Raw genomic sequence first — 20,406 nt, forward strand, 5'->3', positions numbered from 1 at the left:
AGGAAATATAATGGTCAGGACAGCGAAATCAGCGCCTTACTTGGGAAATGTGGGATGGACAGGACCACATAGAAGAACAGCTCGAAAATCAACGTCCAGCCGAGTGACAGGATCAGATCGTACCGTCCGTTTTCAAATTCAGACTGGATGAAGAAGAGGGACTTAAGAAGAATTTCAAAATCGAATATCATCAAACCGTTCGGCCTGAATCCCACAAAATAGAACGCGACTATCACCAGTGTGGCGATCCAGTACAGCGGCACGATCCGAAAAAGACGCAGGACAATAAATGTCAGGGCGCTCTTGTCCATGTTGCGGTTCGAGATGAACATCACGAACCCTGATATGACGAAGAAAACATCGACGCCAATGGCGGGAAAATGCATATCGAACAGGTCATGGATGCCGGCAAGCATGGCCTGAAGATGATAAAAGGCCACCGATGCGGCCGCGACCGCCCTCAACACCTGGACATTGAGAAAAGCCTGGACACCGGGAAAAGTATTGTCGGCCATGCCACCCTCTTGACTACATCGGAAAAGGCAACGACCCGGGCCGTCGGAGACGGGCGCGCCCGTCAATTGAAGTGACACTCATTTACACTGCCAATGGCGGCGAATTCAACGGCACTTCGCTAAAAACAAGCGCTCGGACGCCCCCGCATGGGCCATCGTCCGCCCCCTCACAGCCCCCGCAAAAACGCGGCCAGCCGTTCGCCGGCGGCGTCGACGCCATCGACATTGAGAATGCGCAAATCCGGCGGGCCGTCCAGCGGCGGCTCGCGCTTCAGCCGGGCCAGCACCTCGTCGGCGCTCTCGCGCCCGCGCGCGGCGATGCGGGCCGCCAGAATCTCGGTCGGGGCGGTGACATGCACCAGCTTCACCCGGGCGAAACGCGCCCGCGCCTCGGGCACCGCGGCGCGCGAGCCGTTGGCGACGACGATCCGCCCGTGCGCGATATCCTGCGCGACTTCCTCGCCCAGCGCGTAGCTCAGGCCATTGGCCTGCCAGTGCAGCGGGAAGCGCCCCAGTTCCACCGCCAGCGCGAACGCCGCCGCATCAACGCTGACATGGTCCTCGGTGGCGTCGGCCGGGCGGGTGATGCGGCGGCGGGCGAAGCGGATGTCGTCGCGCCCCGCCAGCCTCTCGCGGGCATAGGCGAGCAGCGTGTCCTTGCCGGCGCCGGAGGGGCCGACCACCAGCACCAGCAGGCCGGGTCCCAGCTTCGGCCCCGGGGCCGCCGCCTCGATGGTGGCCTTCTCGTTCACGCGATCCGCTCTCCCTGCCGCCACACCGCCCGCGCCGCCGGCCCGGCTCCGGCATCGGAGACCCGGACGAAATCCGCGCGCAGGCCCGGCGCCAGCCGGCCGCGATCGGCAAGCCCCGCCGCCGCCGCCGGGTTGGCGCTCACCATCGCCACCGCCTGCGGCAGGGTGATGACGCCGGTCCGCGCCGGCAGGTCGAACACCGCCAGCAGCAGGCTGCCCGGCACGTAGTCGGAGGAGAGAATGTCGAGCACGCCGCGCCGCACCAGGCTCTCGGCGGCGACATTGCCGGTGTGCGAGCCGCCGCGCACGATGTTCGGCGCCCCCATCAGCACCCGGATGCCCGCACGGTGCGAGCCGTCCGCCGCACGGTCGGTGGTGGGAAATTCGGCAATGGCGACGCCGTCCGCGACCGCCTCGGCGACATGCGCCTCGGTGGCGTCGTCATGGCTCGCCAGCACGATGCCCGAGGCCCGCGCCATCGCCACCAGCCGCGCCCGGTTCGGGCGGGCATGGTGCGTGTGCGACTCCATCCGGTCGGCGACGACCAAATCCAGCTCCGCGTCGCTCATGCCGCCCTTCTTCTTGTAGTAGCTGCGGAACTGCTCGACGGTGGCGAACTGGCGCTGCCCCGGCGTGTGGTCCATCAGCGAGATCAGCCGTACCCCGGCGCTCTCGATCAGCGCTTCGGTCTCCTCCACCACGCCGTCGGCCGCCACCTCGCAGCGCAGATGCACGAAATGTTCCGCCCGCAGCACGCCCGCCTCCCCGGCCGCCCGCAGCGTCGCCGAGAGCAGCGGCGCGTCGCCGTCCATGCCCACGGCCCGCTTGTCCGGCCACACCCGCAGTGAATCGAACACGGTGGTGATGCCCGAGGCGGCGATCTGCGCGTCATAGGCGGTGACCGCCGCGAAGGCGTTCCAGATCACCCGCGGGCGCGGGTAGAGATGGCCCTCGACATGGTCTGTGTGCAGTTCGACGAAGCCGGGCAGCACATGGTCGCCGCCCATGTCCACCGCCGAACGCGGCGCGGCGCCTTCGCCGATCTCGGCGATCAGCCCGTCGCGCACGACGAGATGGCCCTCGACCACCGCGTCCTCCAGCACCAGCCTCGCATTGGCATAGACGGTCTCGTTCATGTTGTCCTCACGCCACGCCGTTCACGCCGCCGCCTTGGCGAAATCGGTGACGTCGATCACCCGGTCGCACACCGCCTCGCGCACCTCGGCATCGTGGAAGATGCCGAGAATGGCGACGCCGGCGCGCTTCTTCTCCTCGATCAGTTCCACCACCACAGTGCGGTTGGCGGCGTCGAGCGAGGCGGTCGGCTCGTCCATCAGCAAGAGCGGGCGATGGGCGATCAGCCCGCGGGCGATGTTCACCCGCTGCTGCTCGCCGCCCGAGAAGGTGGCCGGCGGCAGGGCCCACAGCCGTTCCGGCAGATTCAGCCGGGCGAGCAGCGCCCCCGCCCGCGCCACCGCTTCCTGCGCCGGCACGCCGTCATGGATCAGCGGCTCGGCCACCACGTCGCGGGCGCCGACGCGCGGGATCACCCGCAGGAACTGGCTGACATAGCCCATGGTGGTGTCGCGCAGCTTGATCAGCCGGCGCGGCGAGGTGCTGGCGACATCCACCATTTCCTCGCCATCACGCACGCGGATCGCGCCGGCATCGACGCGGTAATTGCCATAGACCATCTTCAAGAGCGAACTCTTGCCCGCGCCGGAGGGCCCGCCCAGCGCCACGCATTCGCCGGCGAACAGCTCGAAGCCGGCGCCGTTCACCACTGGCAGCCGCGCTCCCTCGCGCAGATGCAGCACGAAGGTCTTGGCGACGCCGGAGACTTTGAGGAGGGGGGTGTTCATGTGCATGTCTTCCCGCGAACCGTTGGCGATAGCAGGGTGGAGGGCGCGGCCGTGTCCCGGCCCAGCGACGGCGTAGCCGGAGCGCCGCGCCGGGACCCAGCGAAAAATTCCTGCGCAGCAGGCGACGGCGGCTTCGGCGGCGTCACGCAGCGCCGTGCGACGGCACGAGAGGCTGGGCCCCGGCTCGCGCTGCGCACCGGCTTTGCCGGCGCTTCGCTTGGCCGGGGAACGGGACCCACGTTCACGCCCCCCTCACGCCGCCAGCACCGAGGACACGAGCAGTTGCGTATAGGGCTCGCGCGGGTCGTCCAGCACCTGGTCGGTGATGCCGGTCTCGATCACCCGTCCGTGCCGCATCACCACCATGCGGTGCGAGAGCAGCCGGGCCACCGCGAGGTCGTGGGTGACGATGACCACCGCCAGCCCGAGTTCCGCCACCAGCCCGCGGATCAGGTCCAGCAGCCGCGCCTGCACCGAGACGTCGAGCCCGCCGGTCGGCTCGTCCATGAAGACGAGGCGCGGGCGCGTCACCAGATTGCGGGCGATCTGCAGGCGCTGGCGCATGCCGCCGGAAAAGGCGCGCGGGTCGTCGTCCACCCGGTCGGCGTCGATCTCGACCTTGGCCAGCCAGTCGATCGCCTCGTCGCGTATGTTGCCATAGTGGCGCCAGCCGACCGCCATCAGCCGCTCGCCGACATTGCCGCCGGCCGAGACCGCCATGCGCAGCCCGTCCGCCGGGTTCTGCCGCACGAAACCCCAGTCGGTGCGCATCAGAAGGCGCTTTTCCGCCGCGCCGAGGCCGGCGAGGTCGGCCAGCCGCCCGTCGCGCAGCCGGTAGGAGACGCGGCCGGCGCTCGGCGCCAATTCGGTGGAGAGCAGGCCGAGCAGGGTCGACTTGCCCGAGCCCGATTCGCCGACCACCGCCAGCACCTCGCCGGGATGGACCTCCAGCGACACGTCGCGGCAGCCGATACGGGGGCCGTAATTCTTGGAAAGACCCTCGGCGACGAGGAGCGGGTGTTCGATCATGAGAAGTCACCCTTCGCGTGGAGCGCGCGGCAAAGCTGCATCCTTCGAGGCTCGCTGCGCTCGCACCTCAGGATGACGTTGTTCCGTTGGTGCGGGGCCATCCCCGGATGACGGAAAACGGCCGCCATCCCCGGGTGGCGGAGGACAGCCGTCATCCCCGGGTGACGGAGGACAACCGTCATCCCCGGATGACGGAAAACAGCCGTCATCCTGAGGTGCCGGGCAAAGCCCGGCCTCGAAGGAGGATCGGTAAAGAGCGCACTCATGCCCCTTCCCCCGCCATCTCGCCGCGATGCCCCGCCTCCTGCCTTCCGTTGCAGTAATCGGTGTCGGAGCACACGAACATCCGCCCGCCCTTGTCGTCGAGGATCACCTCGTCGAGATAGACCCCGCTCGCCGCGCACAGCGCGCAGGACTGGGCGAAGCGCTGCACCCTGAACGGGTGGTCCTCGAAATCGAGCGAGCGCACCCGCGTGTGCGGGGGAATGGCGTAGATGCGCTTCTCCCGCCCGGCGCCGAACAATTGCAGCGCGGGGCAATCGTCAAGCTTGGGATTGTCGAATTTCGGGATCGGCGAGGGGTCCATCACATAGCGCCCCGCCACTTCCACCGGGTAGGCATAGGTGGTGGCGATGTGGCCGTGGCGGGCGATATCCTCATAGAGCTTCACATGCATGAGGCCGTATTCGGCCAGTGCGTGCAGCTGGCGCGTTTCCGTCTCGCGCGGCTCCAGGAAGCGCAGCGGCTCGGGGATCGGCACCTGGTAGACGAGGATCTGGTTCTCGCGCAGCGGCGTCTCCGGCACCCGGTGGCGGGTCTGGATCAGCGTCGCCGCCTGCGTCGAGGTGGTGGTGGCGACCCGCGCCGTCTTCTCGAAGAAGCCGCGAATGGCCACCGCATTGGTGGTGTCGTCGGCGCCCTGGTCGATGACCTTGAGCACGTCGTCCGGCCCCAGCACGGCGGCGGTCACCTGCACGCCCCCCGTTCCCCAGCCATAGGGCATCGGCATTTCGCGGGCGGCGAACGGCACCTGATAGCCGGGCACGGCGATCGCCTTGAGGATCGCCCGGCGGATCATTCTTTTGGTCTGCTCGTCGAGATAGGCGAAGTTGTAGGTGATTTCGGGCATGCCCCCGGCGGCCTGGGCGTTCATTCCGCCGCTTCCTTCATCTCGGCCGCCTGCTCGGCCCGCATCCGGCGCACCAGGTCGAGTTCGGCCTGGAAATCCACATAGTGCGGCAGCTTGAGGTGCTCGACGAAGCCGGTCGCCTGCACGTTGTCGCTATGGGAGAGCACGAATTCCTCGTCCTGCGCCGGGGCGCCGGGCTCCTCGCCCAGTTCCTCCCAGCGCAGCGCCCGCTCCACCAGCGCCATCGACATCGCCTTGCGCTCGCACTGGCCGAAGACCAGGCCATAGCCGCGGGTGAACTGCGGCGGCGTGGTCGCCGAGCCCTTGAACTGATTGACGCTCTGGCACTCGGTGACCTGCACCGTGCCGAGCGAGACCTCGAAGCCGAGTTCCGGCGCCTCGAACATCACCTCGACATCGCCGAAGCGGATCTCGCCGACAAAGGGGTGCGAGCGGCCATAGCCGCGCTGGGTGGAATAGCCGAGCGCCAGCAGATAGCCCTCGTCGCCGCGCGCCAGCGTCTGCAGCCGGGTCGAGCGGTCGACCGGAAAGGAGACCGGCGCGCGGGTGATGTCGAAGGGCTCGGAACCGTCGTCCGCCGGCGCGCCCTCGATCAGCCCCTCCTGCCCGAGCAGGTCGGTGACGCGCGGCATGGCGACGGGTGCCTCGGCCTCACCGGCCTGATCGGTCTGATCGGCCACCCCTTCGGCCTCATCGGCCACGCCGAGAGAGGTATCCAGAAGCCGGTGGGTATAGTCGAAGGTCGGCCCCAGCAGTTGCCCGCCCGGCAGGTCCTTGTAGGTCGCCGAGACGCGCCGGCGCACCAGCATCCGCGCGGTGTCGAGCGCCCTGGCATAGCCGAAGCGCGGCAGCGTGGTGCGGAAGGCGCGGATCAGGAAGATCGCCTCGATCAGGTCACCGCGCGCCTGCTTCACCGCCAGCGCCGCCAGCTCGACGTCGTAGAGCGAGCCCTCCGCCATCACCCGGTCCACCGCCAAAGTGAGCTGCTGGGCGATCTGGTCGAGCGTGATCGAGGGCAGATTCGTGTTGCCGCGCCGGCGCTTGGCGAGCAGCGCGTGCGCGTTGCGGATGGCCTTCTCGCCGCCCTTGGCCGCCACATACATCGCTCAGCCCTCCTTCACGGTCACGGAACGCGGCAGGCCGGCGACGCCGCCCGCCCCCGCCAGCAGAAGATCGACCCCGAGCGGAAACAGCGCGCGATTGGCCGCCATGCGGGCGATGAAATCGGCCGGCAGCGGCGCCGCGCCGAACGCGGTGCGGCCCTTGATCCCCGGCCCCTCCAGCACCAGCCCGCCGCCAAAGCCTTGCACCTGCACGATCAGCGTGGCGGAAGCGTCGGGAAAGTCCGGCGTGCCCTGCGCGAAATCGGAAAAGTCCGGCATTTCAACGGGTTCGGCGATCAGCGCAAAGCGTGCCTCGCGGGCGTCCCCGACAATCGGCGCGCCGGTGTGAAAGCGCAGGAACGCCGCCACATCAGGCACAAGGGCCAGCGCCGGGTCCAGCCAAAGCGGGGTCTCGTAGTCGCACAGGGCCAGCACCAGCGCCGCCGCCTCGGGCGAGAGCGGGGCCGGCGGGGTAAGCGAAGGCGTGACCGGCTCGATGCGCCCCGGCCGCGACAACGCCCACATGGCGGCGCGGAAGGTGGCCTGCCCATCCATCACAGGATCGTCGAATCCGGTGGCGAGGCAAGGCGTTAGGGTATCGTCTGGAGAGGTGCCGGACATCTCAATCCTCTCCGCGCACGAGGGTGAAGAAGTCGACCTTGGTGGCCGCCGTCTCAGCGCGCACCGTGGCCGCCTCAGTGGAAAGCCGCGCCCGCAGCGGGGCGAGCGCTTCCTCCACCGCCCCGCGGCGGGCGGCGTCCTGCCAGAGGGCGTCGAGAATGGCGGCCGTGCGCGCCGCCTTCACGTCGCGCCCGAGGCGGTAGGCGAAGCCGCTGGCGCCACCCTCCAGCCGTATGGCGGCGCGCGCCACCGTCGCCTCGCCGAGATTGAACGGAGCGCCGTCGCCGCCGGTCCGGCCGCGCAGCATCACCAGCCCGACTTCCGGCGGCTTGAGGTCGGAAGCGGCCGGTACAGGGGCGAGCCGCGCCAGCGCGCCGTCCAGTTCGCCCCGCTCCGCCCGCGCCATCAGCGCCATCACGCCTTGCCGCGCCGCGTGCGAGGCATTGCCGTCGCGGGAATCTACCGGGGAAGACTGCATGGGAAAATCCGCGTCTGCCGTGCCGTAAAGGCCGTTTACATTTCGGCGGATTTGTATATTCATCTATACAAATAGGCAAGCGTAGTTTTTCGCACCGCGGTGAAAATATGAGCCCCACCAACGACAGCGCCGTGACGCCGGCCACCGTGACACCCGCCACCGACACGCCGCCCGCCGCAGCCCCACCCGGCGAGGACGTGGCGCGCGGCACCGGCGTCTCGCTGTGGAAGCAGATCGCCGAGCGCATCGAGGCGGATATCGCGGAGGGCCGCCTCGTCGCCGGCGCCCGCCTGCCGACCGAGAACGAATTGGCGGAGCGCTTCGGGGTGAACCGCCACACGCTGCGCCGGGCGCTGGCCCACCTCACCGAGCGTCGGCTGATCGAGGCGACGCCGGGGCGCGGCACCTTCGTCAAGGAACCGCCGATCCGCTACCCGATCGGCGCCCGCACCCGCTTCTCCGAGATCGTCTCGCGCGAAGGGCGCGCCCCGAGCGGGCGGCTGATCGGCTCGCGCGTCGAGCCCGCCTCGGCCGAGATCGCGCAGGCGCTCGGCCTCGTGGTCGGGGCAGCCGTGTTGCGGATCGACATGATCCGCGAGGCCGACGGCGTGCCGATCACCGTCGCCTCGCACTGGTACGAGGCCGGCCGCTGCCGCGATCTCGATCTTCTGGTCGCCGCCACCGGCTCGGTGACGCGGGCGCTGGAGACGCTCGGCCTCGGCGACTACCGCCGGCTGGAGACGCGGATCACCGCCCGCCCCGCCGACGCAGAGGATTGCCGCCTGCTCGCCCTCCCCGCCGGGCGCACCGTCATGGTACTGGATGCCATCAACGGCGACCCGCAGCGCCGGCCGATCCAGTATTCGCGCGCCCGGTTCTGCGCCGATCGGGTGCAGCTCGTCGTGAAGACCTGAGAGGACAGATCATGGCCGCCATCACCCGTCTGGAAGACCTGCGCGCGCTCTATGGCGAGGCGCGCGAGCGCAGCCGCCGCAAGGTGCTGCCGGCCATTGACGGGCATTCGCGCACCTTCATCGGCTTCTCGCCGCTGGTCATGCTCTCGTCGATGGGCGCCGATGGGCGCGCCGACGTCACCCCTCGCGGCGATGCGCCCGGCTTCGTCACCGTCGAGGACCCCGTCACCCTGCTGCTGCCCGACCGGCCGGGCAACAACCGGCTCGATACGCTGACCAATTTGATCGACAATCCCGCCGTGGGCCTGCTGTTCCTCATCCCTGGTATCGACGAGACGCTGCGGGTGAACGGCCGGGCGGAAATCCGCGACGACGCGGAGCTGCTCGCCCGCTTCGTTGTGAACGGGAAGGCGCCCGCCACCGTGCTGCGCATCGCGGTGGAGGAGGTCTATATCCACTGCGCCAAGGCGCTGATGCGCTCGGGCGCCTGGGACCCGGCCAGCCACCTGCCGCGCGAGCGCCTGCCCAGCATGGGCGAGATCATGCGCGACCAGCTCGGCATGGCCACCGCCGAGACGCAGGCGGAAATGCTGGAGCGCTACCGCGCCACGCTCTACTGATCCGGCCCGCTATCATCCCGCCAGATCACCTGCGGGCCGATGTCGGCCAGCGTGCGGCAGCCGGTGAGCACCATCGCCACCTCGAACTCGCAGCGCAGCAGGTGCAGCACATGGGCGACGCCGGCCGGCCCGGCGACCGCCAGCGCATAAAGGCACGGCCGCCCCACCAGTACCGCCCGGGCTCCCAGTGCCAGCGCCTTCAGCACGTCGGTGCCGCGCCTTATCCCGCCATCCATCAGCACCGGCACCCGCCCCGCCACCTGCCGCACCACGGCGGGCAGCGCATCGAGGCTCGCCGGCACGGTGTCCAGCACCCGCCCGCCATGGTTGGAGACGATCAGCCCGTCGACGCCGTGGGCGAGCGCGATTTCCGCGTCCTCAGCCGTCATGATGCCCTTGAGTAGGATCGGCAGGAGGGTGAGCGAGCGCAGCCAGGCGATGTCCTCCCAGCGCGCCGCCACGTCGAGAAAGCCGCGGAACATCAGGCTTTCGCCCAAAGCCGCCTCGGCGATGTAACTGGTGTGCAGGCCGCGCAGATTGGCGTGCTCGGAGAGCTTGGGGCCGCGATAGCCCGCGCGCTGCTCGCGGTTGCGCAGGCTGTGGACGGGGGCGTCCACCGTCACCACCAGCGCGCCATAGCCCGCCGCCTCGGCCCGCCGCACCAGGTCGGCGGTAAAGCCGCGATCGTGCTGGATATAGAGCTGGAACCACAGCGGCGCACGCGCGGCGCCGGCGATCTCCTCCAGCGTGACGTCGGATTCGGTGCTCGCCACCATGCCGGCCTTCGCCCCGCCGGCCCCGACCACGGTGGCGATCTCCGCCTCCGGCACGGCGAGGCCGTGATGGGCGGTCGGCGCGACCAGTATGGGGTGGGCGAAGGACTGGCCGAACAGGGTCTGCCCGGTGCCGCCGCCGGTAAAGCTGGCAAGCACGCGCGGGGCCAGCCGCACCCGCTCGAACGCCTCGCGGTTCCAGCGCAGCGTCGTCTCGTCGCCCGCGCCGCCGGCATAATAGGCGAAGGCCGCCTCGCTCAACCGCCCGCGCGCCAGCGCCTCGTAGTCCTCCGCCGCCACCACGCCGGGCGGTATCACGTAATCCCTCGACATGCCGTCCCCGATGCCGCCCGCGCCTGGAGGCGCCGCGCCGCGAAACACCCCCGCAGCGCCGCTGTTCGACGCGCCCGCCCCGCTTCATAATCGCTTGGGCGCGATGGTACAGCCCCGGGGCGCCGCGAACGGCCCGTTAACCGGACGGCGCCATGATGGGGCGACAGCAGGCGGGCAGGCAACGGGGACCGACTTCGATGGACGACGAGCGCCTGCGAGGCGAGACGCCCGGCCTGTCGCTGCGCGAGGCGATCCGCGCCGCCCGCCTGGAGGCGGCCGAGCGTTCGGGCGTCATCGTCGAACTGCGCGACGCCACCCTCGCCCGCCTGTCCATGCTGAACGAACTGCTCGACCCGGTCTTCGCGCAGGTGCCGCTGGAGCATGTCGACCTGTTCGACCGCGGCCTGATGCCCGGGGAGATTCCGCGCCTGTTCATCGACATGGTGGCCCATGTGACGCTGGCCCGCGACCGCCGCACCTACCGCTTCCTGCAGGATACGCGCTCGGGCCGCCATGTGCTGGCCGAGAGCACCAATCCCAACGACATCGTCGACGCGGTGACGCGCTACATCGCGCGTCGGCTGATCGCCCGCGAACAGGCCATGGTCAGCATCGGCGCACCACCGGAGATGGAGGCGGCGACGCCGCATCCGGCGCCGCACCATGCCGTGGCGGCCGCGGCGGCGGAGAAGCCGGAGGCCCGGCGCGGCGGCCCCCTGCCCTTCCTACTCGGGCTCGTTCTCGGGGCGCTGGCCATGGTGGCGGCGATAGCCCTCTATCCCGAGATCACCGCCCGCCTGTCGCTTCCGTGAGCACCCGGGTGCCGCGCGAGCCGACCGCCGCGTCGCCGCGCTGGAAGCCGCGTGCCTCCATGGTGCAGCGCCAGGGGAACGCGCCCTCCGCCACCCGCTCGATGCGGTAGAGGTGGTAGCCGCCCGGCCAGTGCCGGTCTTCCGGCCCGGCGGCGAAGGAAGGCGCCTCGACCACCGGGATCAGCCCGGAATCCGGCCCCGGGATCCTCTCCACCATGGGCACATGGTCATGGCCGCAGATGACCAGCTCGGCGCCGTGGCGGGCCAGCACCTCGCGCACCGCCGCCTCGTCGATCAGCCGCTTGTGGCCGGCGCGCAGGCCGGCGGGGGGGTGATGGATCATCACCACACGGAACAGCCCCTCGGCGCCGAGCACGTCCAGCGCCGCGCCGAGCCGCTCGCGCTGCGCCCGCCCGACCTTGCCCGTCGCCATGAAGGGGCGGGTGGGAATGGCGGAGGAGACGCCGACGAGGGCGATGTCGCCGCGCCGGCGCACGAAGGGAAAGGCGCTCTCGTCGGTGACGTCGCCATTCACCCCGTCGCCGCGCATGTAGTCGCCCCAGTTGAGCAGCGAATGATGGGCGGTCGAGCGTACATAGGCATCGTGATTGCCCGGCACGACGGTCACGTCCGGCCCGGCGCCGAGCGACTTCAGGAAGTTCAGCCCGGTGGCGAATTCGGCGGCGAGGCCGACATTCACCAGGTCGCCGGTCACCGCGATGTGGTCGGGCGCCATCGCCTTGATGTCGTCGACCAGCAGGTCGATCGTGGCGATGGAAAATCGATGCTGGCGGCCCCGCCGCCAGTTGAGCACGCCAAGCGCCCGCTTGCCCGCCAGCTCGGCGAAGCGGGCGCGCGGCAGCGGTCCAAGATGGGCGTCGGTGACATGGGCAAGGACAAACACGGGGCACTCCATACCAGCCCGGAGCGGGGGAAGGAAAGCACGCGCGGCGATGCTCTTGCCGGAACGCATGCGCCCGCACCGGCGCCGATGCCGGCCTCGCGCCGGCTTCTGGTGCGGCTCATCCACCTCTGGGGCCGCTGGACCCGCGGCGTCACATTGGGCGTTCGCGCCGTGGTGCTCGACGCGAATGGCGCGGTGCTGCTGCTGCGCCACACCTATGTGCCCGGCTGGCACCTGCCCGGCGGCGCCGTCGACCCCGGCGAGACCGCCGAGGCCGCGCTGCTGCGCGAACTGTTCGAGGAGACCGCTGTCACGGCCACGGAGCCGCCGCGGCTGCACGGCCTGCTGCTGAACCTCCATCTCGGTGCCCGCGACCATGTCGCGGTCTATGTGGTCGAGCGTTTCGAGCGCGGCACGGCGCGGGTGCCGAATCGCGAGATCGCCGAGATCGGCGTCTTCGCTCCCCACGCCCTGCCGCCGGACACCACCCCGGCCACGCGCCGGCGCCTCGTCGAAGTGCTGGAAGGCCGGCCTGCCGCCGCACATTGGTGAGGGCATCGCGGCCAAGGCGGCTTTCCCGCCTTGACACCGTCCGGGCCGCTTCCTTATATCGCGCCACTTCGCAGGTCGGCCCTCGCTGGATCGATGGCCGGTTTGTTGTGGCGGGGTAGCTCAGCTGGTTAGAGCACGGGAATCATAATCCTGGGGTCGGGGGTTCAAGTCCCTCTCCCGCTACCACTCGAACCCGAGACATATCAACGGGTTAGCGAAGTCTTCCAGAAGAACGGTTAGAGAACATGCGACGCCTCGTGCGACTTTCGCCGGGGGTCGTACGACCGCATGTGCGACCTTTGTTCTCAGACCCCATGAATCGGCATGCGACGGACACGGGATTTCCCGGTCGTCACAGCACGCTGCCGCGCTGTTCCATCCACGCCACCATCTTGCCGATCGCCGTATCGGCCATCTCCGGGTGCAGCGCCAGATAGTGCTTGAGCACGTTGTGGATCGAGGCCAGCGAGTGGCCGGTGATCGAGGCGATTTGCAGCTCGTTGCAGCCTGCCCTTGCGAGCCACGTCACGGCGGTGTCGCGCAGGTCCTGGTCGCGCTTGGTGGCGACCGAGGGGCAGGGCTGCAGCCGCCAGTTCTCGCCGCCGTTCGGCCTTTCCGGGCCGATGCGCAGGGTGCCGTCGTCATTCTCGACCAGGCCGCGCGCGGCGACCTCGCGCACCCTGGTGAATACATGCTTGTACCAGTCGCGCAGGAAGGGGCGGCGGGCGGTCTCGTCCACGATGACGAGGCGACGGGCGCGTGCGTCCGCCTCTGCCTGCGGCTCCTTGCCCTCCGGCCGGCCGACAAGCGGTTTGGAAAAACGCCGGCGCTCGGCGGCTTCCAGCCTGGCGGCGAGCTGCGGCGTCGCCGGGATGGCGACGATGGCGCCGGTCTTGGACTGGCGGAACACCAGGCGCTTGGCATCGTCCGTGCCGGCGCGCTCATAGGCCAGCCGGTCATTCTGCCGCTGGCCGGTGAACAGGCCGAACAGCACGGCGTCGCCGATTTCCGGCCGCGCCCAGGCATCGGCGGCGGCGACCATGGCGGCAATCTCGTGGTCTTCCCACACGCACAGGCGCGGCTCCAGCATCGGCTTCTCCAGCCCGATCCACGGATTGATGCTGATGCCGCCGCGCCCGCGCGCCTTGGCCCATTTCCACAGGGAGGAGAGCACCGCCACGGCCGAGCGGGCGGCGGCGAGGCCGCGATCTTCCCACATGCGGTCGAAGATCGCCTGCGCCAGCTGCGGCGTGATCGCCGGCGGCGGCTCCTGGCCAAGGGCGGGATCGTATTTCCACAGGCTCGCCAGCTTGCCCTTGTAATCCGCCGAGGTGACGGGCGAGAGGCCCGCTTCCACCCGCTTGCCCTTGACGGTGCCGCCCTTGAACTTCGGGCTTTCGAACCATTCGTCCGCGAGCCCCTGTAGGGTCTGGTGGCGCGGGCGACGGAGGGCGGGCAGGCGGCCGGTCTGCGCCTTCGCCCTGCGGCGGCCGGCGACCTCGTCGGCGCGCGCCTGCGCCCATTCCGCCGCTTCCTGCGGGGTGAACCAGGCGCCGCCGGGGTGGCGCAAATCCTCGCCCCTGTAGCCGAGCTTGCGGAGCTTGGGCCCCGGGTTGAACCGGGGCCGGCCCTCGCGCCAGCTGACATTTGGAATGCGTATGGTGAGCTTCGCCATGATCGCGGACCCCCCGCCCCTGCCCGTCTGCACGGGGGGCGAGGATAACGGCTTGCGGACGCGCGTCGAGCGGGTCATGTGGATGGCTCCTTGGGCAACGGATCGCCGAATTCCACATGGTTCAAAGCCGCCGCGATCCGCGGGCCCGCGTCGCCTGAGACGTGCTCTTCGATGCGGCACACGGAGAAGCCTATCGAGAGCGAGCGTCGGCCATCAGACTGGATCTTCTCGGTCGGAGCTTTCCAGACCTTGCCGTTCTTGAAGTGGTAGCGGCCATCGCAGGTGTGAACGCTCATGCCGCCCTCCCCGCGCCTTCCTGCCGTGCCTGCCGGCCCTCGCGGGTGATGACCCGCATGGCGCCGGCCTGGCGCGGCGCCACCAGCCCGCGCGTTTCCAGCGCATCCATGGTCGCCGGCGCGATGAAGTCGGCCTGTCTCTCATGCACGCGCCAGCCGCGCGGCACCCGCCGCGCCGTGCCCGTGGGCGCCAGAAGATCCAGCGCCGCGAGCATCAGGGGGGAGAGCTTCATGCCGTCCTCCCCTGATCCAGCTTCCGATAGGCGGCGTTTATCCAGTTGAGCAGCACGCCGGCCGCGCCGGCGGTGCAGCTGCTGCTGACGCCAGCTATGGAAAGCTTGTGTCCATCCCAGCGGTTGGACCATCGCGCGCCATGGTCTGCCGCGAGCCGGCCGAGCAGCTGCTCGGCAGCCTCCCCGCGCGCCTTGTAGGTCGAGAGAACACCGACCTCGATGGGCGGCAGTGCCGCATATCCAGCCTTGACGTGATGCACGAGCGCCAGCAGCTCGGGGCCGGTGAGCCTCTTCTTCATGCCGCGCTCCTCTCGCCGGCGCCGGCGGCGCGGAAGTGTGCCAGCACGAACAGGCGCAGGGCCGAGGACAGGTTGCCCCGGCCGGAGGCGCCGAGCCGGCGGTTGGCGTCGATGAACGAGACCAGGTCGGCGATGGTCTGGCGGCGGAGGGCGGCGATCTCCTTGATCGCGGTCCAGAACTCCTCTTCCAGCGAGACGCTGGTCTTGTGCCCGCCAATGACGACGGAGCGCTTGGCGACGGGGCTGGCGATTTCAGACATGAGAGGCTCCATAGCGGCCGGCCAGCCGCGCGCTGGCGGCGGCGATGGCATCGGGGGAAAAGGCGGGATCGAGCGCGCTGTCATTGGCCGCCGGCGACGGGCCGGCGGGCGCATGGCGCGGGTCGCGCAGCCAGGCTTCCACCTGGGCCCGCGACCACAGCTTGGGCTTGCGGCCCGGCAATGCCGGGGGAAAGCCCTGTTCGTCCTCCAGCCGGCGCAGATGGCGCGAGGTGGTGGGCACCGTGCGGCGGAAGGCGGCGGCGAGGTCCGCCAGCGTCATGGTGAGGGGCGCGCTCATTGCGGTTCGCCCCCCAGGGGATAGTGCAGCCCGGGCAGGCGCACGGGTGGCGGCGCCAGCTCCATCATCACCTGCCGGCCGATGGCCTCCAGCAGCATGAGGCCCACCTCCTGCGGCTGGTCCGTCTGGTTGGCCAGCGTGACTATCTGGCGGGCGATGTGGACGCTGGCGCCCTCCATCATCGCGTCTCCGGCGGTGCCGCGCCGGGCCTCCTCCGCCGCGAGCGCGCCGAGCTGCACGGGGGCATAGACCCCGCACAGGCGCCAGAACACGCCCTCGGCGCCGAGCAGCCTGGAGCCCTCGGCAATCTGCCGCGCCAGCGCGAGGCGCTGGGCGGTGGCTTCCTTGATGGCGGCCGTCATGACGGGGTGCCCATGCGCGTGACCTCGAAGGGGCCGCTTTCGGTGATCATCACCCGCAGGCCTTCGGCCTTGCCTGATATGGCGGCCTCGAACTGCTCGCGCAGCATTTCGTGAAAATGCTTCGCCACGCTGCAGACGATGCGCGGGTCCTTCGACGCATAGACCAGCGCGTTGACCATCAGCGTGCAGCAGATGGTGGTCACGGCCTGCACCAGGTCCGCCCGGTCGGAGCGGCGAAGGGTCTCCTCGAAGATCGCCAGCGTCGCCGGCTCGGCGAAGGCGAGCGCCAGCCGGCCGTGAATGCCTTCGATCCCCTCCATGCCCGCCTGCTTGGCATAGGCGGCGGCCATGCGGGCGAAGTCCTCCGCGATGGCCGGGTCTAAATCTCGAACGCTCATGTCGTGCATCCCTGCCCGGCCCGCAGGCGGCGCCCGCGAAGCAGCCAGACACCGGCACGATATATGTGCAGATTGCAGACTGCAAGAATGCAGATTAGTGCGAACTTAATTTCTCAATGGATGCATCTGCATATCTCGCTACCATCCTTCCCTTGTGGATGGAGCGTCGCGGATGGGCTGGTTTGAGAGTTGGGCGGACGAACTCTGGACAGGACTAAACGTCATTGCCTTCACGCTACCTTTGCTGGCGGCGCGTTCAACCTATGAAAATCAACGAGAACGGTTAGCTGTTTGGGAGGAATATGGACGTCGTATACCTAGGCTTGCCCTATGGCTGCCGGCATTGACGACGCTGATTGTTCTCTATGGACTTTGCGCAGTGGTTTATTATTTCACCGGATTTCCGGCGTGGTTCCGCTGGATACTTGGTTAACTTAGCGCGCGCCGCCCAGGCGCCACGGCCGCACCGAGCCGACCACCACGCCGACCACGGCCACCCGCTCGTTGTCGACCAGCAGCGGGCGCCGCAACGCGGCGTCACTGCTCGCCGCGACCAGGAAGGGCGGTTCGAACAGGCGGAACACCGTTTCCGCCGTGCCCCGGCGCAGATCATAGACCTGGGCGCAGACGGCATCGCCGGCGGCCGCCTGGGCGTTAAGGTCCACCATCACGATATCGCCCGGCAGGATGCCCTCGCCTTCCAGCGCCCGTGAGCGCAGGCGCCACGGCTCGACCGCGTTGCGGCCGGCGCGCATGGCCTCGACGATCTTCTCGATCTCCTCGCCGGCACCGTTGTCGTTGCTGAAGAGAACCCGGTCGCCCTCGCTGAAGCCGGGAATGGTGGCACCTGCCACGGCGATCTCGCCCGGGCCGGCCACGCCGAAGCGCGTCTTCACCTTGGCGATCGTCATCTGCGAGAGGGTGCCGGCATAGTCCGGCCAGAACAGCCGCGTGAGCGTCGTATCCGACAGGCCGGCTTCCTGGGCAATCTTGGACGGCTTCAGGCCGAGCGTCCGCTCGAGCGCCGCGATCCATTCCTTATGCACCTCTTGAAGCTGCCGCTTCGTTTCGGAGGTCTTGGCCGTCGCGCCCATCGGTATCCGCCTGTGCGCTGCACAATTGCTGTCCGCAATATGCAGCGGGGCGTGATGGTGTGGGACGCTAAACATTGATGTTGACGGGCTGCCGCAAATCAGATCGTTATCTGCAAAGTTGCAGATTTTGAGCGGATGGGCAAATGGAACCGACGGACATCGTCGCCCGCGCCAACAGGATCGGTCTGTCCCAGAAAGAACTGGCCGGACTGACAGGCCTCCATAAGACGACGGTCGAGCGCACGCTGAACGGCAAGACCGATCCGCGCCGCTCGACCCTGCGCAAGCTGGAGCATGCCCTGCTCGACCACGAGCGTGAACAGCTCGCCCGGCTCCGCCAGCTGCACCCTGAAGCGGGCGAGGCGGCCGAATGAGCCTCATTGGCGCCCTTCCCCGCAAATCAAACTGCCGGCAGTTGTCAACCGTTAGTGCCATCGAGGCGCTTAGGCAGGCTGCGGGGCACAATATGCAGGCCCTCTGCATCGCGGCAGGGGTCAGTGTCCGTGCCTATCGCGACATCGTCCGGGGCAAGGCTGAACCCCAGCCGCGCACCCTGATCAAACTCTCCCGTGCGCTCGACCGTCTTTCCTCCGGCGAGCCACCTTCACCGCCGCCCGCTTTGATCGCCGCTTTCTGGCGCGCGGCGGTGCTTGTCTTCTGCGCCGAGACCGGCGCCGACGCGACGCTCGCGCTGGCACCGGACGACGGCACCTCGCGCCCCATGGACCCGGCCTGGATGCGGGCCGCCCGGGCGCGCCAGCTCGCCTACTACCTCACCCATGTCGAACTGCAGGTTTCGCTCACCGCGCTGGCGGAGGCCTGCGGCACATCCAAACAGCGCGTCCACAAGGCCGCCAGCACCGTGGAAGACCGCCGCGACGATCCCGAGATCGACGCGCTGCTCTCCCGCGCCGCCGCGGCCGTGACTGGAATGCCCCGATGAACCCCAACCACTCCAATGTGCGCCCCATACGCGCTGACTATTGGGAACCCGAGCCCGTGCCCGGCCCCCGCCACCTGAAGCTCTCGCTGCCTGGCGCGCTGGCGCTGTTCGGCGGCGGGTGGATGGCGGCGCTCGCCATCGCCTGCGCCGTTTCCGGCCGGCCGCTGCTGGCGCTGGCCAGCGTCGTCGTCGCCGGCCTGCTGCTGGGCATAGCCGCCCTCGATGCCGCCGCCGAGCCGGCGCGCGGCTGGTATGTGCGCCAGCGCGGCAGCCTGTTCTTCCGCCGGAACGGGGGGCGGAGCCATGGGTGAGCCCTCTTTCCAGGTGCTGGGCGAAGTCGCCCGCGTCGACAAGGACCGCGCGGCGCCGTTCTTCCTGCTGACCTCGCTGGACGGCAACGAGGCTGTGCTGGCGCGGCGGGACGGCGATGCCTTCTTCCCCGTGACCGGGCCGGTGACGCTGGAATATCTCGACCGGCTGGCCACCAACGTTCTGGCCGGCAACCCGCGCGCAAACACCGCGCCGGAAGCGCTGAAGCAGCTGGCGCTCGGCTTCGCCTCCCTCGTCCTTCAGCTGCGCCGCGCCGGATGCGACGCGGCCAACCCGATGCCCGACGCCACGCCCCCGGCGCCGGGCGAGGCACCGCATGCGCCCGGCTGCACCCCGCACGCGCATGCGGTGCCGACCCAAGAGAGCGGCTTTCAGAGCGGCTTTACCTGCACGCCGTGTGGCGGCTGAACCGGAGGAACGAACATGGTGAAGACCACGCGATTGAACGTTGCGCCGGTGATGCGCCTCAAGAGCGACGACGCCAAGGACAAGCGGATCATCGAGCTGGAGACGGCGCTGGGCGAGCAGCGGAACAAGGTGAGCGAACTCGTCACGAAGATGGCCGAGGCGCAAGACGGCTACGAGCAGCGTTTCCAGGAGTTTGAGATCCAGATCGGCCGGACCAACATGGCGCGCGACAAGGCCCAGGACGCAGCTTTCAAGGCAGAAAAGGCCGAAGCGGAAGCGCGCGGCCAATTCGCCGACCTGAAGCGCCGTCTGCACGAGGCCGAGCTGGCCAATGCCCGGCTCAAAGGCTACCTCGACCGGGTGGTGGAAGACGACACGGCGCGCGAGGAGCCGCGTGTCATCACCGAGCAGCGCATGATGCCGCGCCGGCCGCCGCCCCTGCAGCGCGGTGAGTTTGACACCGTCGACAGCCGCTCGATGTGCGCAACCGACGGCTATGGCCGCCCGAAGCACTGGACGGGGTATTGAGCCATGCGCGCCATCGACCCCACCCCCTACCTCAGGGCTTTTTGGGCCGACTTCGCCGGCGCCGATCACGGCCTCGGCGCGGCGCCCATGCTGCAATGGATCGAGATCGCGCAGCTGCGCGTCGACCCCTCCTACCAGCGCGATATCACGGCCGAGGGTCAGCGCTCGCTGTTCGCGATCGCGCGCGGCTTCGACTGGCGCAAGTTCGCGCCCGTGGTGGTGGCGCCGATCGAGGGCGGGCTCTACGCCGTGATCGACGGCCAGCACCGCGCCACGGCGGCGGCGCTGCGCAAGATCGAGAGCGTGCCGTGCCAGGTGGTGATCGCCGACAATGCCGAGCAGGCCTCGGCCTTCGCCGCCATCAACGGGCAGGTGACGCGGCTGCATTCCATGGCGATCTATCACGCCCGGGTGAAGGCCGGCGAGAAGGCGGCCGTGGTGTGTGACGAGGTGTGCCGCGCCGCCGAAGTGACGGTGCTGCGCTATCCCGTGCAGGCCTCGCGGATGGAGCGGGGCCAGACCATCGCGCCGAACGTCATCCTCAACGCCATCGCCCGGCATGGGCGGGAGGTGGTGCAGGCGGCGCTTTCCTGCGTGACGCTCACCGGCGCCGGCAACCCGGGCATGCTGGGCAAACCTGTCATCGAGGCGCTGTGCACGGTGCTGGCCGCCGCGCCGGAATGGCGCAAGGCGGGCGGCGAGCTGCTCGATGCCATGGACGATTTCGACTTCAAGACCGAGCTGACCGAGGCGCGGATCGCCCACCATAGGGGGGGGCAGCCTCTGAACGGCGAGCTGTGCGCCCGCCTCACCCATTTTCTGCAGCAGCGCCTGCCGCTGCCGGCACAGGCGGCGGAGTGACCC

Annotated in this window: 31 protein-coding genes and 1 tRNA gene; 12 read left to right on the forward strand and 20 right to left on the reverse strand. The window is 69.3% G+C overall.

What is annotated here, in order from left to right; genetic code table 11:
- Nucleotides 1-14: 14 nt before the first annotated feature.
- The 9 genes from KHC23_RS07510 to phnG all read right to left on the reverse strand — a co-directional run bounded on the left by KHC23_RS07510 (nucleotide 15) and on the right by phnG (nucleotide 7,510).
- Nucleotides 15-515 carry an acyltransferase family protein gene (locus KHC23_RS07510; protein ID WP_213371078.1) on the reverse strand — a complete coding sequence of 167 codons (501 nt, stop codon included), beginning with the start codon at nucleotides 513-515 and terminating at the stop codon, nucleotides 15-17.
- Nucleotides 516-682: 167 nt separating this feature from the next.
- Nucleotides 683-1,267: a phosphonate metabolism protein/1,5-bisphosphokinase (PRPP-forming) PhnN gene (gene phnN / locus KHC23_RS07515; protein WP_213371080.1), complete on the reverse strand. Its 585-nt coding sequence runs from the start codon at nucleotides 1,265-1,267 to the stop codon at nucleotides 683-685.
- Complete coding sequence (locus KHC23_RS07520) at nucleotides 1,264-2,403, reverse strand: alpha-D-ribose 1-methylphosphonate 5-triphosphate diphosphatase (RefSeq protein WP_213371082.1); 1,140 nt, start codon at nucleotides 2,401-2,403, stop codon at nucleotides 1,264-1,266. Before KHC23_RS07520 ends, phnN begins: the two co-directional genes overlap by 4 nt.
- Before the next feature lie 21 nt (nucleotides 2,404-2,424).
- Nucleotides 2,425-3,129, reverse strand: a complete 705-nt coding sequence (phnL, locus tag KHC23_RS07525) for a phosphonate C-P lyase system protein PhnL (protein ID WP_213371084.1) — start codon at nucleotides 3,127-3,129, stop codon at nucleotides 2,425-2,427.
- 252 nt (nucleotides 3,130-3,381) lie between these two features.
- A complete protein-coding gene (gene phnK, locus KHC23_RS07530) occupies nucleotides 3,382-4,158 on the reverse strand; it encodes a phosphonate C-P lyase system protein PhnK (protein ID WP_213371086.1) in 777 nt (258 codons plus the stop codon).
- 262 nt (nucleotides 4,159-4,420) lie between these two features.
- Nucleotides 4,421-5,311 (reverse strand): alpha-D-ribose 1-methylphosphonate 5-phosphate C-P-lyase PhnJ, encoded by an 891-nt coding sequence (locus tag KHC23_RS07535; protein ID WP_271188662.1) that lies wholly within the window; start codon nucleotides 5,309-5,311, stop codon nucleotides 4,421-4,423.
- Nucleotides 5,308-6,411 (reverse strand): carbon-phosphorus lyase complex subunit, encoded by a 1,104-nt coding sequence (locus tag KHC23_RS07540; protein WP_213371088.1) that lies wholly within the window; start codon nucleotides 6,409-6,411, stop codon nucleotides 5,308-5,310. Before KHC23_RS07540 ends, KHC23_RS07535 begins: the two co-directional genes overlap by 4 nt.
- A 3-nt stretch (nucleotides 6,412-6,414) precedes the next feature.
- The gene (phnH, locus tag KHC23_RS07545) at nucleotides 6,415-7,032 is read right to left on the reverse strand and encodes a phosphonate C-P lyase system protein PhnH (RefSeq protein ID WP_213371090.1); all 618 of its coding nucleotides are present in this window, start codon (nucleotides 7,030-7,032) and stop codon (nucleotides 6,415-6,417) included.
- Nucleotide 7,033: 1 nt separating this feature from the next.
- Nucleotides 7,034-7,510 carry a phosphonate C-P lyase system protein PhnG gene (phnG, locus tag KHC23_RS07550; protein ID WP_213371092.1) on the reverse strand — a complete coding sequence of 159 codons (477 nt, stop codon included), beginning with the start codon at nucleotides 7,508-7,510 and terminating at the stop codon, nucleotides 7,034-7,036.
- A 107-nt stretch (nucleotides 7,511-7,617) separates the two neighbouring features.
- On the opposite strand from phnG, the gene phnF reads away from it, so the two are divergent.
- Nucleotides 7,618-8,424 (forward strand): phosphonate metabolism transcriptional regulator PhnF, encoded by an 807-nt coding sequence (gene phnF, locus KHC23_RS07555; RefSeq protein ID WP_213371094.1) that lies wholly within the window; start codon nucleotides 7,618-7,620, stop codon nucleotides 8,422-8,424.
- Between the two features lie 11 nt (nucleotides 8,425-8,435).
- Nucleotides 8,436-9,044, forward strand: coding sequence for a pyridoxamine 5'-phosphate oxidase family protein (locus KHC23_RS07560; RefSeq protein WP_213371096.1), 609 nt, complete (start codon nucleotides 8,436-8,438; stop codon nucleotides 9,042-9,044).
- On the opposite strand, the gene KHC23_RS07565 is transcribed toward KHC23_RS07560, so the two are convergent.
- Complete coding sequence (locus KHC23_RS07565) at nucleotides 9,038-10,150, reverse strand: alpha-hydroxy acid oxidase (RefSeq protein WP_213371098.1); 1,113 nt, start codon at nucleotides 10,148-10,150, stop codon at nucleotides 9,038-9,040. The genes KHC23_RS07560 and KHC23_RS07565 overlap by 7 nt on opposite strands.
- A 197-nt stretch (nucleotides 10,151-10,347) precedes the next feature.
- Here KHC23_RS07565 and KHC23_RS07570 point away from each other — a divergent pair, with 197 nt between their 5' ends.
- On the forward strand, nucleotides 10,348-10,962 hold the full coding sequence (locus KHC23_RS07570) for a hypothetical protein (RefSeq protein WP_213371100.1): 615 nt from the start codon (nucleotides 10,348-10,350) through the stop codon (nucleotides 10,960-10,962).
- On the opposite strand, the gene KHC23_RS07575 is transcribed toward KHC23_RS07570, so the two are convergent.
- Nucleotides 10,937-11,866 carry a metallophosphoesterase family protein gene (locus KHC23_RS07575; protein WP_213371102.1) on the reverse strand — a complete coding sequence of 310 codons (930 nt, stop codon included), beginning with the start codon at nucleotides 11,864-11,866 and terminating at the stop codon, nucleotides 10,937-10,939. The two genes, KHC23_RS07570 and KHC23_RS07575, sit on opposite strands and share 26 nt — an antisense overlap.
- A gap of 87 nt (nucleotides 11,867-11,953) precedes the next feature.
- Here KHC23_RS07575 and KHC23_RS07580 point away from each other — a divergent pair, with 87 nt between their 5' ends.
- Both KHC23_RS07580 and KHC23_RS07585 read left to right on the forward strand, forming a co-directional pair.
- A complete protein-coding gene (locus KHC23_RS07580; protein WP_213371459.1) occupies nucleotides 11,954-12,418 on the forward strand; it encodes an NUDIX domain-containing protein in 465 nt (154 codons plus the stop codon).
- Between the two features lie 109 nt (nucleotides 12,419-12,527).
- Nucleotides 12,528-12,604 (forward strand) — tRNA-Met (locus tag KHC23_RS07585).
- A gap of 166 nt (nucleotides 12,605-12,770) precedes the next feature.
- Here KHC23_RS07585 and KHC23_RS07590 read toward each other — a convergent pair.
- The 8 genes from KHC23_RS07590 to KHC23_RS07625 form a co-directional block, all read right to left on the reverse strand.
- Nucleotides 12,771-14,093 carry a site-specific integrase gene (locus KHC23_RS07590; RefSeq protein ID WP_213371104.1) on the reverse strand — a complete coding sequence of 441 codons (1,323 nt, stop codon included), beginning with the start codon at nucleotides 14,091-14,093 and terminating at the stop codon, nucleotides 12,771-12,773.
- Nucleotides 14,094-14,167: 74 nt separating this feature from the next.
- Nucleotides 14,168-14,389, reverse strand: a complete 222-nt coding sequence (locus KHC23_RS07595) for a hypothetical protein (RefSeq protein ID WP_213371106.1) — start codon at nucleotides 14,387-14,389, stop codon at nucleotides 14,168-14,170.
- Nucleotides 14,386-14,622 (reverse strand): hypothetical protein, encoded by a 237-nt coding sequence (locus KHC23_RS07600; RefSeq protein ID WP_213371108.1) that lies wholly within the window; start codon nucleotides 14,620-14,622, stop codon nucleotides 14,386-14,388. Before KHC23_RS07600 ends, KHC23_RS07595 begins: the two co-directional genes overlap by 4 nt.
- Nucleotides 14,619-14,921, reverse strand: coding sequence for a hypothetical protein (locus KHC23_RS07605; RefSeq protein WP_213371110.1), 303 nt, complete (start codon nucleotides 14,919-14,921; stop codon nucleotides 14,619-14,621). The genes KHC23_RS07600 and KHC23_RS07605 overlap by 4 nt, the downstream gene beginning before the upstream one ends.
- On the reverse strand, nucleotides 14,918-15,172 hold the full coding sequence (locus KHC23_RS07610; protein ID WP_213371461.1) for a ribbon-helix-helix domain-containing protein: 255 nt from the start codon (nucleotides 15,170-15,172) through the stop codon (nucleotides 14,918-14,920). Before KHC23_RS07610 ends, KHC23_RS07605 begins: the two co-directional genes overlap by 4 nt.
- A 1-nt stretch (nucleotide 15,173) precedes the next feature.
- Nucleotides 15,174-15,479: a helix-turn-helix domain-containing protein gene (locus KHC23_RS07615; protein ID WP_213371112.1), complete on the reverse strand. Its 306-nt coding sequence runs from the start codon at nucleotides 15,477-15,479 to the stop codon at nucleotides 15,174-15,176.
- Entirely contained in the window at nucleotides 15,476-15,841 is a 366-nt protein-coding gene (locus KHC23_RS07620) for a hypothetical protein (protein ID WP_213371114.1), read from the reverse strand. The genes KHC23_RS07615 and KHC23_RS07620 overlap by 4 nt, the downstream gene beginning before the upstream one ends.
- Complete coding sequence (locus KHC23_RS07625) at nucleotides 15,838-16,239, reverse strand: hypothetical protein (protein WP_213371116.1); 402 nt, start codon at nucleotides 16,237-16,239, stop codon at nucleotides 15,838-15,840. The genes KHC23_RS07620 and KHC23_RS07625 overlap by 4 nt, the downstream gene beginning before the upstream one ends.
- Before the next feature lie 172 nt (nucleotides 16,240-16,411).
- On the opposite strand from KHC23_RS07625, the gene KHC23_RS07630 reads away from it, so the two are divergent.
- Nucleotides 16,412-16,672, forward strand: a complete 261-nt coding sequence (locus KHC23_RS07630) for a hypothetical protein (RefSeq protein ID WP_213371117.1) — start codon at nucleotides 16,412-16,414, stop codon at nucleotides 16,670-16,672.
- A 1-nt stretch (nucleotide 16,673) separates the two neighbouring features.
- Here the strand turns inward: KHC23_RS07630 and KHC23_RS07635 are convergent, their stop codons facing one another.
- Nucleotides 16,674-17,333 (reverse strand): hypothetical protein, encoded by a 660-nt coding sequence (locus KHC23_RS07635; RefSeq protein ID WP_213371119.1) that lies wholly within the window; start codon nucleotides 17,331-17,333, stop codon nucleotides 16,674-16,676.
- A 143-nt stretch (nucleotides 17,334-17,476) separates the two neighbouring features.
- Here KHC23_RS07635 and KHC23_RS07640 point away from each other — a divergent pair, with 143 nt between their 5' ends.
- The 6 genes from KHC23_RS07640 to KHC23_RS07665 are packed head-to-tail and all read left to right on the forward strand — an operon-like array spanning nucleotide 17,477 to nucleotide 20,403.
- Nucleotides 17,477-17,707, forward strand: a complete 231-nt coding sequence (locus KHC23_RS07640) for a helix-turn-helix domain-containing protein (RefSeq protein ID WP_213371121.1) — start codon at nucleotides 17,477-17,479, stop codon at nucleotides 17,705-17,707.
- Nucleotides 17,704-18,276, forward strand: coding sequence for a helix-turn-helix domain-containing protein (locus tag KHC23_RS07645; RefSeq protein ID WP_213371123.1), 573 nt, complete (start codon nucleotides 17,704-17,706; stop codon nucleotides 18,274-18,276). The genes KHC23_RS07640 and KHC23_RS07645 overlap by 4 nt, the downstream gene beginning before the upstream one ends.
- Nucleotides 18,273-18,587, forward strand: coding sequence for a hypothetical protein (locus KHC23_RS07650; RefSeq protein WP_213371125.1), 315 nt, complete (start codon nucleotides 18,273-18,275; stop codon nucleotides 18,585-18,587). Before KHC23_RS07645 ends, KHC23_RS07650 begins: the two co-directional genes overlap by 4 nt.
- On the forward strand, nucleotides 18,580-19,014 hold the full coding sequence (locus tag KHC23_RS07655; RefSeq protein WP_213371127.1) for a hypothetical protein: 435 nt from the start codon (nucleotides 18,580-18,582) through the stop codon (nucleotides 19,012-19,014). Before KHC23_RS07650 ends, KHC23_RS07655 begins: the two co-directional genes overlap by 8 nt.
- 15 nt (nucleotides 19,015-19,029) lie before the next feature.
- A complete protein-coding gene (locus KHC23_RS07660; protein WP_213371129.1) occupies nucleotides 19,030-19,542 on the forward strand; it encodes a hypothetical protein in 513 nt (170 codons plus the stop codon).
- Nucleotides 19,543-19,545: 3 nt separating this feature from the next.
- A complete protein-coding gene (locus tag KHC23_RS07665; protein ID WP_213371131.1) occupies nucleotides 19,546-20,403 on the forward strand; it encodes a ParB N-terminal domain-containing protein in 858 nt (285 codons plus the stop codon).
- Nucleotides 20,404-20,406 lie beyond the last annotated feature (3 nt).

The sequence above is a fragment of the Ancylobacter dichloromethanicus genome (genome assembly GCF_018390645.1).
Classification (GTDB): Bacteria; Pseudomonadota; Alphaproteobacteria; order Rhizobiales; family Xanthobacteraceae; genus Ancylobacter; species Ancylobacter dichloromethanicus.